Annotated in this window: 13 protein-coding genes; 8 read left to right on the top strand and 5 right to left on the bottom strand. The window is 53.4% G+C overall.

Going from position 1 to position 13,356, the window contains the following annotated elements; translation table 11 throughout:
- The first annotated feature begins 63 nt into the window (after window positions 1-63).
- Window positions 64-1,515, top strand: a complete 1,452-nt coding sequence (locus ACOZIO_RS20165; protein ID WP_421595636.1) for a PLP-dependent aminotransferase family protein — start codon at window positions 64-66, stop codon at window positions 1,513-1,515.
- Here ACOZIO_RS20165 and ACOZIO_RS20160 read toward each other — a convergent pair whose 3' ends face one another.
- The gene (locus ACOZIO_RS20160; protein ID WP_129954888.1) at window positions 1,516-2,235 is read right to left on the bottom strand and encodes a GntR family transcriptional regulator; all 720 of its coding nucleotides are present in this window, start codon (window positions 2,233-2,235) and stop codon (window positions 1,516-1,518) included.
- 186 nt (window positions 2,236-2,421) lie between these two features.
- Between ACOZIO_RS20160 and mngA the strand changes: the two genes are divergently transcribed.
- Entirely contained in the window at window positions 2,422-4,350 is a 1,929-nt protein-coding gene (gene mngA / locus ACOZIO_RS20155; protein WP_129992021.1) for a PTS 2-O-a-mannosyl-D-glycerate transporter subunit IIABC, read from the top strand.
- A gap of 50 nt (window positions 4,351-4,400) precedes the next feature.
- Entirely contained in the window at window positions 4,401-7,028 is a 2,628-nt protein-coding gene (gene mngB / locus ACOZIO_RS20150; protein ID WP_421595632.1) for a mannosylglycerate hydrolase, read from the top strand.
- 150 nt (window positions 7,029-7,178) lie between these two features.
- Here mngB and ACOZIO_RS20145 read toward each other — a convergent pair whose 3' ends face one another.
- Window positions 7,179-7,484 (bottom strand): DUF883 family protein, encoded by a 306-nt coding sequence (locus ACOZIO_RS20145; protein WP_129954891.1) that lies wholly within the window; start codon window positions 7,482-7,484, stop codon window positions 7,179-7,181.
- A gap of 274 nt (window positions 7,485-7,758) precedes the next feature.
- On the opposite strand from ACOZIO_RS20145, the gene ACOZIO_RS20140 reads away from it, so the two are divergent.
- A complete protein-coding gene (locus ACOZIO_RS20140; protein WP_129954892.1) occupies window positions 7,759-8,952 on the top strand; it encodes an MFS transporter in 1,194 nt (397 codons plus the stop codon).
- A gap of 129 nt (window positions 8,953-9,081) precedes the next feature.
- Window positions 9,082-9,417, top strand: a complete 336-nt coding sequence (locus tag ACOZIO_RS20135) for a DUF2002 family protein (protein ID WP_013574102.1) — start codon at window positions 9,082-9,084, stop codon at window positions 9,415-9,417.
- Window positions 9,418-9,476: 59 nt separating this feature from the next.
- On the opposite strand, the gene ACOZIO_RS20130 is transcribed toward ACOZIO_RS20135, so the two are convergent.
- On the bottom strand, window positions 9,477-9,917 hold the full coding sequence (locus tag ACOZIO_RS20130; protein WP_129954893.1) for a DUF1198 domain-containing protein: 441 nt from the start codon (window positions 9,915-9,917) through the stop codon (window positions 9,477-9,479).
- A 213-nt stretch (window positions 9,918-10,130) separates the two neighbouring features.
- Here ACOZIO_RS20130 and ACOZIO_RS20125 point away from each other — a divergent pair, with 213 nt between their 5' ends.
- A complete protein-coding gene (locus tag ACOZIO_RS20125; protein ID WP_421595631.1) occupies window positions 10,131-10,661 on the top strand; it encodes a class IV adenylate cyclase in 531 nt (176 codons plus the stop codon).
- Window positions 10,662-10,724: 63 nt separating this feature from the next.
- Here the strand turns inward: ACOZIO_RS20125 and ygfZ are convergent, their stop codons facing one another.
- Complete coding sequence (gene ygfZ / locus ACOZIO_RS20120; protein WP_129992024.1) at window positions 10,725-11,717, bottom strand: tRNA-modifying protein YgfZ; 993 nt, start codon at window positions 11,715-11,717, stop codon at window positions 10,725-10,727.
- A gap of 278 nt (window positions 11,718-11,995) precedes the next feature.
- Between ygfZ and sdhE the strand changes: the two genes are divergently transcribed.
- Together sdhE and ACOZIO_RS20110 are read left to right on the top strand one after the other, a co-directional pair.
- Window positions 11,996-12,262: an FAD assembly factor SdhE gene (sdhE, locus tag ACOZIO_RS20115; RefSeq protein ID WP_129955005.1), complete on the top strand. Its 267-nt coding sequence runs from the start codon at window positions 11,996-11,998 to the stop codon at window positions 12,260-12,262.
- Complete coding sequence (locus tag ACOZIO_RS20110; RefSeq protein WP_129954896.1) at window positions 12,243-12,695, top strand: protein YgfX; 453 nt, start codon at window positions 12,243-12,245, stop codon at window positions 12,693-12,695. Before sdhE ends, ACOZIO_RS20110 begins: the two co-directional genes overlap by 20 nt.
- 45 nt (window positions 12,696-12,740) lie before the next feature.
- Here the strand turns inward: ACOZIO_RS20110 and fldB are convergent, their stop codons facing one another.
- Window positions 12,741-13,259, bottom strand: coding sequence for a flavodoxin FldB (gene fldB, locus ACOZIO_RS20105; protein WP_013574110.1), 519 nt, complete (start codon window positions 13,257-13,259; stop codon window positions 12,741-12,743).
- Window positions 13,260-13,356: the final 97 nt, after the last annotated feature.

Genomic DNA, 13,356 nt, shown 5'->3' with positions numbered 1-13,356 from the left:
CTACTTTACGCGGTACATGGTCTATACTACAGGGCCATAAAATGTCTCTTTAAGCAGGTCATGATGAGCCGCTTCAGTCTTGCCTTCCCTCTCGATCCCCGACACAAACAACCTCTTTACCGGCAGATTTATCAGCGGGTGAAGCAGGCGATCATGGCAGGGCAACTCAGGCACGGCAGCCGTGTGCCATCTGTCCGTGCGCTGGCCAGCGAGCTCGGCGTGGCGCGGGCCACGGTTGAAAATGCCTATAGCCTGCTGATGGCGGAAGGCTTTCTGCAAAGCCGCGGTCAGGCTGGCACGGTGGTCAGCGCGCCGGAGAGCTTATCCGCACCTGCGCCAAAGGTGATCAGGAAAGACGCTGCACGTAAACCCATCAATCCGATGCTGCCTTCAGTTTCTTCCCTTCCTTTCCAGCTCGGGCTGCCGGCGCTGGATGCGTTCCCGCGTGCGATCTGGTCGCGCATTGTCTCGCGGCAAATCCGTCATACCAGCATGAATGATTTAGGCCATCCGCCGCTGACCGGTACGGACGTTTTACGCCACGCCGTCGCCCGTTATCTGCAACTCTCCCGTGGATTTACCTGCCGTCCGGAACAGATATTTATCTGCGGTGGCTATGCGCCGTTACTGGACTTGATTACCGGCAGCCTGCTGCAACCGGGTGACGGCGTCTGGCTGGAAGATCCCGGTTATCCGGTGACGCAGGCATTTTTCCGCGCGGCAGGTGCCACTCCGATGGCGGTGAATGTCGATGACGAAGGCATGAACGTGCCGCAGGCGGTAAAACATTTCCCCCATGCCCGTTTTGCCGTGGTGACGCCTGCGCATCAAAGCCCGACCGGCGTGACCATGAGCTTATCGCGACGTCTGGCGCTGCTGGACTGGGCGGCGAATCAGCAGGCATGGGTTATTGAAGATGATTACGACAGTGAGTTCCGCTATCACGGCCAGCCGCTGCCTTCGTTGAAAAGCCTGGATACGCAGGGAAGGGTGATTTACGCCGGTACATTCAGCAAAGTGATGTTTCCGGCGCTGCGCTGCGGCTATATGGTGGTGCCGGAGAGTCTGGTGGAAAAAATCGAGGCGTATTGTCCGCTGCGTATTTGCGGCACGCCGCCTTTGGTGCAAAGCAGCATTGCGGATTTTATCGAGCAGGGGTATTTCTACCGGCACCTGAAGCGGATGCGCCAGCTTTATGCTGAGCGGCGCGGCTATCTGGAACAGGCACTGACGGCGGCGTTTCCGGCGCAGATATTGCGCGTCAGTCAGCAGATCGGCGGGATCCAACTTTGCACCACACTCAATGCCGTTCTGGACGATGCGCTGATCGCGAAAAATGCCCGCGAACAGGGGCTGGCAGTGCAGGCGCTGTCTGACTGGCAGGTTGAGCGCCGCGTGAGGGGGGAGGCTTTACGTCCGAATGGCCTGCTGATGGGGTTTGTGAATATCAGTTCTCAGCAACAGGCGGACGGACTGGTACAACGGCTGGCTGTCGTGTTTGAAAACAGCCGTTAATCAGTGCGGCATCCGTCTGGCGACCAGTGTGAATTTATAATCATCCGTGCGGAAGGTATTGCGGCTGAATTCAAACACCGTGCCATCCGCCAGAAAACCCTTCGAGATCTTCTGTAAAATCGGCTGATCTGCGGCCACGCCCAGCAGCGACACCATCTCTTTGGTCGGCATCAGCGGGATAACTTCCTGCTCGCTGCGGTCAATTACCAGATGTTTGGTCTGCTCCATCCAGGCATATTTCGAACCCTGCATCACCTCGTAAGTCAGGTCAGGGAACAAGTCCAGCGGCATCCAGGTTTCTTCCAGCGTCACAGGTTTGCTGGCGATATAGCGCAGGCGCTTGATGTAATACACCCGCGCCTGTTCAGCCAGTGCCAGCGCTTCGGCGATACCGATCGGCGGTTTCACGATGGAGAACGCCAGAACCTCACTGTGCGAGGGTCTGTCCAGAGGCTGTAACTTCTCATCAAAGCTGGTCAGCTGATAAATAGCGTAATTGACCTTCGCTTCCTTCACGTAAGTCCCGCTGCCCTGCACGCTTTCCAGCACATCCTGTTCGACCAGCAGCTTGATCGCCTGCCGTACCGTCACACGACTGACGCCAAACTGCTCGCGCAGACGCAATTCTGTCGGCAGCGCATCGCCTGTTTTGATTTCTCCGCGCTGGATCTGATCGCGGATCTGCGAAGCGATCTGGCGGTAAAGCGGCTGATTACTCACGTTTCAGGTTCCTGTCGGGCACGTTCGGACGAGTGTAACAGTTCACAGACCCTGCAAAAACAATACAACCCCACGAAAGATCTTCTATCTGGATCACAGTCATCTCTTGCGGGTCTGATGTTTAATACAAATACAATACAAAAATAATACAAATATCGTTTTTCATCGATTCAGACAGGACAACTTATGGATCTTACATTACTGACGTCTCCCGAACTGATACACCTCAATAGCCATTTTTCCAGCCGTGAACGGGCGATCGCTTTTCTTGTTCAGCAACTCGATCAGCAGGGGATCCTTGATAACGCACAGGATTTTTTGCAGGCGGTGACGGAACGTGAAAACGAAGGCCCGACCGCGCTGGGCGAAGGACTGGCGGTACCGCACGGCAAATCGGCCAGTGTACGGCGCGCGGCGTTTGCGCTGGCAACGCTGGAAAATCCGCTGCCGTGGCAGGGCGTGGATGGTGAGGAGCCGGTAAACATGATCTTCCTGCTGGCGATCCCCGAAGCGGAGGCGGGTTCGACTCACATGGAACTGCTGACGGCACTGACCACGCGGCTGGTTGATGATCAAACCCGTGCAGCGCTGCTGGTGGCGCGACACGTGCAGGAGGTGCTGGCGTTACTGGGCGAAGAGTCTGTGCCGGAAACTCAGAAACTGAGGGCTTTGCCTGACGATGCGCCGCGGGTAGTGTGCATCACTGCCTGTCCGGCGGGGATCGCGCACACTTATATGGCGGCGGAATATCTGGAAAAAGCGGCGAAAAAATTAGGTATCCACATTGATGTGGAAAAGCAGGGCGCTAACGGCATTGAGAATGCGATCACTGCCGCGCAATGTGATCGTGCCGTTGCCTGCGTTTTTGCCGCTGAAGTGGCAATCAAAGACAGCCAGCGTTTTGACGGGATCCCCTGCGTTCAGGTGCCGGTGGCGGAACCGATCCGCCACGCCGAAGCGGTGCTGCAACAGGCGCTGGCGATACGGCGGCAGCCCGGTGAAATCGTGGCTTCAGCGCCGGTTAAGCCGCAGAAAACTAGCATAAAAGCAGATTTAAAACAGGCTTTGCTGAGCGGAATTTCCTTTGCCGTGCCGCTGATTGTCGCCGGTGGCTCGTTGCTGGCGGTGACTGTGCTGATCGCGCAACTGTTTGGCTGGCAGGAACTGTACGCGCAGAAAGAGTCATGGTTGTGGATGTACCGTCAGCTCGGCGGCGGCATGTTGGGCATTCTGATGGTACCGGTGCTGTCGGCCTACACCGCTTATTCGCTGGCAGACAAACCGGCGCTGACGCCGGGCTTTGCCGCCGGACTGTGCGCCAACATGATCGGCGCAGGGTTTCTCGGTGGTGTGGCGGGGGGCCTGATTGCCGGTTATGTCATGCGCTGGATGAAAAAACACGTCCGCCTGCGCGCCAGCTTCAACGGCTTCCTGATGTTTTACCTCTATCCGGTGCTCGGCACGCTGGTCACCGGCAGCGTCATGTTATTTGTGATCGGCGAACCGGTGGCGTGGCTCAATACCAGTCTGACCGCATGGCTGAACGGATTATCCGGCAGTAACGCGATGGTACTCGGCGCGCTGATTGCCTTTATGTGTTCCTTTGATCTGGGCGGGCCGATCAACAAAGCGGCTTATGCGTTTTGTCTGGGCGCGATGGCAAACGGTGTTTACGGCCCTTACGCTATTTTCGGTGCGACCAAAATGGTCTCGGCATTTACCGTGACCGCGTCAACTCTGCTGGCACCCCAACTGTTTAAATCTTTTGAAATCGAAACCGGAAAGTCCACCTGGCTGCTCGGCCTGGCGGGGATCACCGAGGGCGCGATCCCGATGGCGATTGAAGATCCGCTACGCGTCATCGGCTCCTTCCTGGCGGGATCGGTCGTGACTGGCGCGATCGTCGGGGCTTCGGGGATCGGCCTTTCCACGCCAGGTGCGGGCATTTTCTCCATGTTCCTGCTGCATGATGGCGGATGGGGTGGCTGGCTGTCGGCAGCTATCTGGTTGGGTGCCGCGCTGGCGGGCACGGTGATTTCCACGGTGGTTTTGCTGAGCTGGCGGGGTTACGCGGTACGACAGGGACATTTCACCGGCGACATCCCTTCTTCTTAATTTCGGGTTAATTCACATTGTGCCCTGCAGGGCTTGAAAGGAATGATTTTATGACTGTTTCCCGCGTTCATCTGACCCCGCATATGCACTGGGATCGCGAATGGTATTTCACGACGGAAGCCTCGCGGATCCTGCTGGTCAATAACATGGCGGAGATCCTCGATCGTCTGGAAAATGACGCTGACTATCCGTTTTACGTCATGGACGGACAAACGGCGATCCTCGAAGATTATTTTGCGGTTTGCCCGGAAAACCGTCCCCGTGTGAAGGCGCTGGCCAGGGCCGGAAAGCTGATTATCGGGCCGTGGTATACGCAGACCGACACGATGGTGGTCAGTGGTGAGTCCATCCTGCGCAACCTGCTGTACGGCATGCGTGATTGCCGCGAGTTTGGTGAGCCCATGAAAATCGGCTATCTGCCGGATTCCTTCAGTATGTCCTCCCAGCTTCCGCATATCTTTAACGGGTTTGGCCTGCAACATGCCATGTTCTGGCGCGGCTGCTCGGAACGCCACGGCACGGATAAAACCGAGTTCCGCTGGCAGAGTAACGACGGCAGCGAAGTCACCGTGCAGGTGCTGCCGCTGGGTTATGCCATCGGCAAATATTTACCCGAGAATGAAGAGGCGCTGCGCGAACGGCTGGATAAGTATCTGCCGGTGCTGGAAGCGGCTTCGCTGACCGGCGATATTCTGCTGCCTAACGGTCATGATCAGATGCCGCTGCAGCAAAATATCTTTACCATCATGGAGATGCTGCGGCGTATTTACCCGCAGCGCAGTTTCCAGCTCAGCCGTTTTGAAGAAATTTTTGAACGCATCGATGCCATCAAACCACAACTGGCGTTGTTGCGGGGGGAATTTAACGATGGCAAATACATGCGCGTTCACCGCACCATTTCCTCTACCCGTATGGACATCAAACAAGCCAACGCAGCGATTGAAAACAAAATCGTCAATGTGCTCGAACCCTTGTGTTCCATAGCCTGGCGCTTAGGTTTTGATTACCATCATGGCCTGATCGAAAAAATGTGGAAGGAAATTATGAAGAACCACGCGCATGACAGCATCGGCTGTTGTTGCAGCGACAAGGTTCATCAGGAAATTATGTCGCGCTTTATTCTCGCTGACGACATGGCCGAAAACCTCATTCAGTTCACGATGCGTAAAATCATCGATAACCTGCAACCTGACGGTCACATCGCTGACCGGCTGGCGCTGTTCAACTTCTCACTGCATCCGCGGCAGGAAACGGTCAATACCACCGTGCGGATACGGGCGTCCTCTTTCAGCCTGACTGACGGGCAGGGCAGTACGGTGCCTTATTTCATCCGCGAAGCGCGGGAAATCGATCCGGGGCTGGTGGACAGGCAGATTGTGCACTACGGCAATTACGAACCCTTTATGGAATACGACATCCAGCTTTGCGCCACGCTGCCCGCGATGGGCTACGTCACCCTGAACGTTACGCCGCATCAGCCGGGCATTTTGCAGCCCGCGCCGCAGGGCGAAGAGGTGCTGGAAAACGATTATTACCGCGTGACGGTTAACCCGAACGGTACGCTGGATATTCTTGATAAACAGACTTCCCACCGTTATCAGCAGGTACTGGAACTGGAAAACGGCTCTGACGATGGCGATGAATATGACTATTCTCCGGCGCGTGACGAATGGGTGCTAACCTCGGGAAGCCTGACGGCTGAGGTGAGTTATCAGCATCAGCCGTGGCAAAGCACGGCGACCATTTCGCTGACGATGCCGCTGCCGGGGACGCTGGCAGATCGCGCCACGCGAACTTTGAGCCGTGAAATGCCTGTAACAATCAACGTGACGCTGGCGAAAAACAGCCGCCGGATTGAGATCGAACTGGCGCTGGAAAACTGCGCGGAAGATCACCGGTTGCGGGTACTGATCCCGACGCCGTTTGCCAGCCAGACAGTGGTGGCCGACAATCAGTTTGGTTGTATTACCCGCCCGGTAAATGATGCGGCGATGGATAACTGGGAAGCAGAAAACTGGAAAGAAGCGCCGGTACCGGTATGGCAGCTAATGAATTTCGCGGCATTACAGGACGGCAATCATGGGCTGGCGTTGTTTACCGAAGGGTTGCGTGAGTTTGAGGTGGTCGGCGAATCCTATAATATCTTCGCCCTGACGCTGTTTCGCGCCGTCGGTGTTTTGGGTAAGGAAAATCTGTTGCTGCGTCCTGGACGTCCTTCCGGCATTAAAATGCCGACGCCGGATTCGCAGATGGCGGGCAAACAGGTTTACCGTTTCGCCCTGTTCGGTTTCAGCGGCGATCCTATTCAGGCAAATGTTATGCAACATGCGCGGGATTATCTGACGCCGGTGCGCACCTACAACAAAATGCCGTATGACGCGATGAAGCTGAATCTGACGAAAAACAAGACCCCGTCGCGTTTCAGCCTGATGCACAAATGCATTTCGGGTACGGTGTTAAGCGCCCTGAAAAAAGCCGAAGATGAAGAGGCGTTGATTGTGCGGGTTTATAACCCCTCGGAAACGCAAAGCACGCAGGATAATTTGCAGATTAATGTCACTGTGGCCGAATGGCAGGAAGTTCGCATGGATGAAACGCAGGCCTCTTCTCAACATAAAAAAGGTGATCTGGGGACGTTTAAACCCTGCCAGTCAAAGAGTTTTCGCATTCATTTTTAACGTTAACGGGTTGCAAAAATAGAAAACGGAGCCCGAAGGCTCCGTCGTCTTTTTAGCAACTGCGCGGCAATGAGGGAGCCACGCGGATGTTTCAGCTTTTAAGCTATATTCCCGACACAGGAGTGAAACATCACAAATTGCCTCTTTACGTTAGCGGCGTCCCAGCAGAACACCGATAACAATACCAATTGCGGCACCTGCACCGACGCCGTACCACGGATTATCTTTCACATAATCATTGGCCGTAGCCGCCGCATCACGCGCCTGCTGACTCAATTTTTCGCTGTTGAAACGAGCACGGGTTTCACGCAGAACACCCTGTGCCTTACTGCGGATTTTATCCAATTCATCCCTGGATTTATCACCTGCAGACTGAAGCACTTCATCCAGCGTGTCTGCCAGCAGGGTTACGTCCTGATCGATATTTTTTTCAATTTTATCTTTTTTCTTAAACATTCCGTCTCTCCTTGTGTGACTGCTGAATTAAGCATAGACCATAATGTTGTACCGGCTGGTTCTTTAAGGACAAAGGTCTGTGATGACCACGCTTTTTAGTCCATGACACTGTGTCATAAAGACAGGCGGGGTGCGGGCTGGCGTGATGCAGTTCAGATTCTTCTGCAAAATGAAATTCGCGTTACAGGCCATAACATTTTTAGCCCGTTTTGAAGGCGAAACCCGTTTATACTGTTTAATCTATTCTTTGTGATCTCATTTTTCGGGTCCGCCCATGTCTTTAAGTACGCTTCGTTCTAACGCGCTGCTCAACAAACGCATTTTGTCGTTCATGCTGTTCACTTTCGTTGTTTATCTGACCATTGGTTTACCTCTCGCGGTACTGCCGGGATTTGTGCATAACACGCTGGGATACAACTCTGTGCTGGCAGGGCTGGTGATCAGCGTTCAGTATTTCTCGACACTCATCAGTCGTCCGCATGCCGGACGATACGCCGATCTCCTTGGCCCGAAGCGGGTGGTCATTTTTGGCCTGATTTGCTGCGGAGTCAGCGGCATTTTTTACGCAATGGCGTTTTGGTTTTCGGCGTTTCCGCTGGTGAGTCTGCTGATGCTTTGTGTCGGCCGTGTCTTCCTGGGCGTCGGTGAAAGCTTTGGCAGCACCGGGACTACGCTGTGGGGAATTGGTGCAGTGGGTGCGAAACATACCGCGCGAGTGATCTCCTGGAATGGTGTGGCAACATACGGTGCGATGGCCGTCGGTGCACCTCTCGGCGTACTGCTCAACCATGCTTACGGGTTGATGGGTGTGGCGGTACTGATTATTGTCGCAGCTGCGTTTGCCGCCATACTGGCCTGCATGAAAGCGGCGATTTCTGTCACCGCCGGTAAGCGGATTGCCTTCAAAGCGGTTGTCGGGCGCATCTGGCTTTATGGCCTCGGGCTGGGATTCGGCACCATCGGTTTCGGCGTTATCGCCACCTTTATTACCCTTTACTATGCCGATAAAGGCTGGAGCGGGGCGGCATTTACGCTCACATTATTCAGCCTCGGATTTGTCGGTGCGCGCCTTATTTTCGGCAATATGATTAACCGGTTCGGCGGTTTGCGGGTCTCACTGGTGTCTTTTGTATTGGAAGTCGCGGGATTACTGATGATCTGGTGGGGACAGGATCCGTTGTCGGTGCAACTGGGTGCCTTTCTTACCGGTTCCGGCTTCTCGCTCATTTTCCCTGCGCTGGGCGTTGAAGCGGTAAAACAAGTGCCGCCGCAAAATCAGGGCACGGCACTTGGGCTGTATTCCGCTTTTCTGGATTTGGGGCTCGGCATTACCGGGCCGGTGGCCGGGTTAATTATTTCGCATTTTGGCACGCCGTCTATTTATCTTGCAGCGGCATTTATGGTGGTAATTGCCTGGCTGCTGACCCTCAGACTGTGGGTAAACACTTCGCGGCAAACGCCTGTGTAATACCCCTTTACTTTTCAGGGTTAAGGTGTTTGGATAAATCCTAAATTCGCCGAAATTTGGGATAAACGCATTGTCTGGCAGAGTTATTGCGGTAAGGTCGCCTTGCGGTTAAAGAAGCGAGGAGCAACCATGTATTTACGGCCAGATGAAGTGGCACGTGTTTTAGAAACCTCAGGGTTTGAACGTGATTTTATTGATGATAAAGCCTACGGTTACCGCCGGGGTGAGCATTATGTGTATGTAAACCGGGAAGCGCGGTTTGGCCGGACTGCCCTGGTAATACACCCGGCGTTGAAAGAGCGCAGTGAGCGTTTTGCTGAACCGACAGCATCGTTTCGCAGCAGTGAAGCCTACAAGAATTTCCCGCTGGATGTTTCCAGTGACAATGAGACCTACTACGGCATCTGCCACGGTTTCAGTTCACGCCAGATCCTGGCCAGCTATCTGGATAACGTATTCAGATAATCTTCATACACAGGCGGGTGATGCAAAAAAGCCACTGAACTCAGTGGCTTTTTTACGTTTTAAACCAGATGGATCTGATTATAGGTTTCATTGTAGTCGCGGCGAAATTGCGCCAGCTCGAAGGGTTCGATATCCAGTTCGGCAAAATAGAACAACGCCAGTTCTGCGTGTTCACTGCTTAACTGTGGCGGCAGATGTGCGCGCACTAAAATGTTCCGCCAGCGGACGATATTTTCTTCTGAAGCGTCTTTAATAAATGTCTGATAAATAAAAACGACATACGCGGCTTTGCGGATTTCTTCAGCATAGCCGCCGCTGATTGAGCGGATAAACATCTCGCTTTGACGTTTGCCCATTTCCAGCAGCATGGAATCGATATAAACCGGCTTTATTTTCAACAGACTGGCGAGAGAATCATTCGCTTTTCGGGTATCTGCTGTCATAAACCAATAACCCACAATAAAAACCACAACTACTGCAGCAAGCATAATCCATATCATTCTGGACTCTGGCCTCCGGCCTTTTCTGGCGTGATGTGAAAGGTGCATGCAACACCCGATGCTGCGAGTTTATCTGCTAATGGGGGGAAATACGTGAAGGAGTGACAAAGAATTTGCGCTCTGTGGAGATGATGATCTTCACAAAACCACGGTACGGTCATTTAACGTTCATTATACCCGTGTAAATAACATAAACTTTTAAGGGAGTAAGTGATGGCCAGAAATATTGAGATTAAAGCCCGGATCGATGATTTTTCCGCACTGTATGAAAAAATTGCGCTGCTATCTGATGGATTGCCGGATCTCATTGATCAGGATGATACCTTTTTCGTGTGTCCGCACGGCCGCCTGAAATTACGCACATTAGCGCCCGATCGCGGTGAGTTGATTTTCTATCAGCGCCCTGACAAGGTTGGCCCTAAAACCAGTTTCTACACGCTTTCACCCACGCAGGATCCTGACAGTTTGCGCGAAGCCCTGACACTGGCCTATGGCGCTGCCGGGCGGGTCATCAAACAGCGCACCCTTTTTATGATCGGACAAACCCGACTGCATCTCGACAGGGTAAAAGGACTGGGCGATTATCTGGAATTCGAAGTCGTACTTGCTGATGACGAAACACCGGAGCAGGGCATTGTCATTGCTGAGGACTTACTGGAACGGCTGGGGATTAACCGGCAGGAACTGGTGGATCAGGCGTATGTTGATTTGCTGAATGCGCAAGGCCGACGCCCTCACGATTAAATTTACCATTGCCGCCCTATATCTTTAAGGCGGCAATATGCTGAAGTGACTTCATGCTGAAAGCTACTTCGTTTCTTCCAGGGAATAAGGCAACGGCTGAATGCTCAACTGACTGGTGGCGTCATCGCGCACCCGCAGACTGGCATCGGCTTCCAGATCATTATTCAGTACGGCCTGAACCCAAAGCGTACCGTCGCTGAGCTGAACCGCCGCCAGTACGGTGCCTGTCCGGCGCCAGTTTTCACCCAATTGTAATTCGAGGTCGTCAGCCGGTGCTGGCACTTTACTCGCTTTACCTGCCAGCCAGTACAATGCACGTTTGTTCGCACCGCGGTATTTCGCACGAGCCACCATTTCCTGACCGGCGTAGCAGCCTTTAGTAAAACTGATGCCGTCAAGCGCCTGAATGTTAGTGGCCTGCGGGATAAACTGTACGGCGTTGAGGGTATCAATCACCGGGAAACCGGCCTCGATATCCAGCGCCAGCCATTGCTGGCTGTCGTTGCGTTGTGCCTGCTCACCCAGTTCTTCCGCCACCTGACGGGCTTTTTCCGGGCTGGTGACAATCAGATAACGTTCGGCTGGCAGAGAGAAATGCAGCAGGGTAGTTTCATCTTGTTGCACGACTTGCTGTTCAGCCGTTGGCAAGGTTGAAAAAAGCCCGGTCAGTGCAGCACTGGCCTGAAAACCTGCCACACCGAGCAACACCACATCATCATCGGCAGTGAAAGTCACTTTAGAAAATACGGCGTACTTTTTGATTTCCGTTAACTGGGTGTCGCGCACATTGCGGCGTTCAATAAACGCCATACCATCGCCACGCTTGAACAGACGCAAATCACTCCACATTTTCCCTTTCGCATCACAGTGCGCACAGAGAATATGCTGATCGGCGGCCAGCGCATCGACATCCGCGGTAACCTGACCTTGCAGGTATTTCACGGTGTCTGCACCGGTCATGGTCACCAGTGCCCAGTCTTCCAGTGAAATCAGCGTGAGCGGAAGATGGGAGGATGCTGAAGGTTTTTGCGGTGGAAAGGGAAATTCGTTAGCCATTTTCTGATCCCGGTCTATGAAATGTGACTGATGCCTCATGGTAAAAGAGCCCACCCGCTTTGAAAACAGTTATTGGTGCCTTTTCCAGGATACCTTCCAGAGAATGTAAGATAAGCGACAGGTTTGCATCAGGTTTTCCAGCACATCACATAGATTGACAAAACAGGGCACTGAAAAATTACGCCCCTGCGCAACGGGCTGTTAGAATCGCTTTCTATATAAAAGAATTCTCATTGTGTATCCTAAAAAAGAGTCTTGTTATGGAAAGCAAAAACCCACTGGATATTAATAATCGTTCCCGCGTTCACTGGGCTTGCCGCCGCGGTATGCGCGAGCTGGATATCTCCATCATGCCGTTCTTCGAGTATGAATATGATTCGCTGAGCGATACTGATAAAGAAGTGTTTGTCCGCCTGCTGACCTGTGACGATCCGGATTTGTTCAACTGGCTGATGAATCACGGTGAACCGAAAGACACCGAATTACAGCGTATGGTTGCCCTTATTCAGACTCGAAACAAAGCCCGTGGCCCTGTGGCGATGTGATCTCCGGGTGTCCTGGCGCAGTCAGCTCATTTCACTGGGATGTTACGGTGGCGTGATGCTGCTTATTTTGCTGGCACCCTGGCCTGCAGGTTACTGGCCGGTATGGATGACGTTGCTTTTGCTGGTGTTGTTTGAATGCATCCGTAGCCAGCGGCGCATTACAGCACGCACGGGCGAAATGATCCTGCTTGAAGATAATCGTCTTTTGTGGCGCGGCCATGAATGGCAGATTAAACAGCCGGTATGGATGATAAGCCATGGTGTGCTGCTCTCGTTGCGTCGCGAAAAGCGTAAAGGCGGGCTGGCACAGGCGATGCGCAGTTCAAGGCAGCGGTTATGGCTGGCATCGGACAGCATGAGTCTGGAAGAATGGCGGCGGTTGCGACAGATATTGCTCAGCGGTGCACCGCGCAGCCCGGCAAAACCGGGCTGAAAGGACCATGTTCATGGAAAGCTGACGCCGGGATTTTATGCGGCGTTAAAGCAGCGCATCCATTTCCAGCAGGATCTGTTCGCACCATTGTTGCAGACGTTCTTCGGTGAGATCGAACTGGTTCACATCATCCAGAGCCAGACCGACGAAATGTTTACCGTCCGCACTCAGCGGTTTCGGGCTGGTAAACTCAAAGCCTTCTGTCGGCCAGAAACCAATGAAATGCACGCCAAGGGGAACCAGCTGATGATAAAGCATGCCGAGCGCGTCAAGGAACCATTCGCCGTAGCCGAGCTGATCGCCCATGCCATACATGGCTACGATTTTGCCGCGTAATTTAAGCGTCGGGAGTTGATTCCAGACCGCTTCCCAGTCTTCCTGGATTTCACCAAAATCCCATGTCGGGATGCCCAGGATCAGGATGTTGTAGTCTTCCATCCTGTCGGGATCAACATCTTTTATGTTATGCAAATCAACCAGTTCTTCACCTAAAATGTCGCGGATTTTTTCCGCTGCCATTTCGGTGTAACAGGTACTGGAACCGTAGAAAAGTCCGATCTTCATACTTGCTGCCATAACGTTATCAGAATACGAATGACAGGCAGTGTAGCAGATCCGGGCACAGGAAAGGCATAATGGCCGTCATGAGTAAGAGGAGTCG

Origin of the sequence: Rahnella sp. PD4 (assembly GCF_049199325.1) — a bacterium.
GTDB classification, from domain to species: domain Bacteria; phylum Pseudomonadota; class Gammaproteobacteria; order Enterobacterales; family Enterobacteriaceae; genus Rahnella; species Rahnella perminowiae.
The sequence above is the reverse complement of the archived record's forward strand: the minus strand, read 5'-3'. Positions and strand labels throughout refer to the sequence as shown.

Coding starts and splice junctions, on each gene's coding strand:
- ygfZ (WP_129992024.1), bottom strand. CDS start 11,717: ATGGCTAACGAATTTCCCTTTCCACCGCAAAAACCTTCAGCATCCTCC.
- ACOZIO_RS20140 (WP_129954892.1), top strand. CDS start 7,759: ATGTCTTTAAGTACGCTTCGTTCTAACGCGCTGCTCAACAAACGCATT.
- mngA (WP_129992021.1), top strand. CDS start 2,422: ATGGATCTTACATTACTGACGTCTCCCGAACTGATACACCTCAATAGC.
- ACOZIO_RS20145 (WP_129954891.1), bottom strand. CDS start 7,484: ATGTTTAAGAAAAAAGATAAAATTGAAAAAAATATCGATCAGGACGTA.
- ACOZIO_RS20125 (WP_421595631.1), top strand. CDS start 10,131: ATGGCCAGAAATATTGAGATTAAAGCCCGGATCGATGATTTTTCCGCA.
- mngB (WP_421595632.1), top strand. CDS start 4,401: ATGACTGTTTCCCGCGTTCATCTGACCCCGCATATGCACTGGGATCGC.
- ACOZIO_RS20165 (WP_421595636.1), top strand. CDS start 64: ATGAGCCGCTTCAGTCTTGCCTTCCCTCTCGATCCCCGACACAAACAA.
- fldB (WP_013574110.1), bottom strand. CDS start 13,259: ATGAAGATCGGACTTTTCTACGGTTCCAGTACCTGTTACACCGAAATG.
- ACOZIO_RS20130 (WP_129954893.1), bottom strand. CDS start 9,917: ATGATATGGATTATGCTTGCTGCAGTAGTTGTGGTTTTTATTGTGGGT.
- ACOZIO_RS20135 (WP_013574102.1), top strand. CDS start 9,082: ATGTATTTACGGCCAGATGAAGTGGCACGTGTTTTAGAAACCTCAGGG.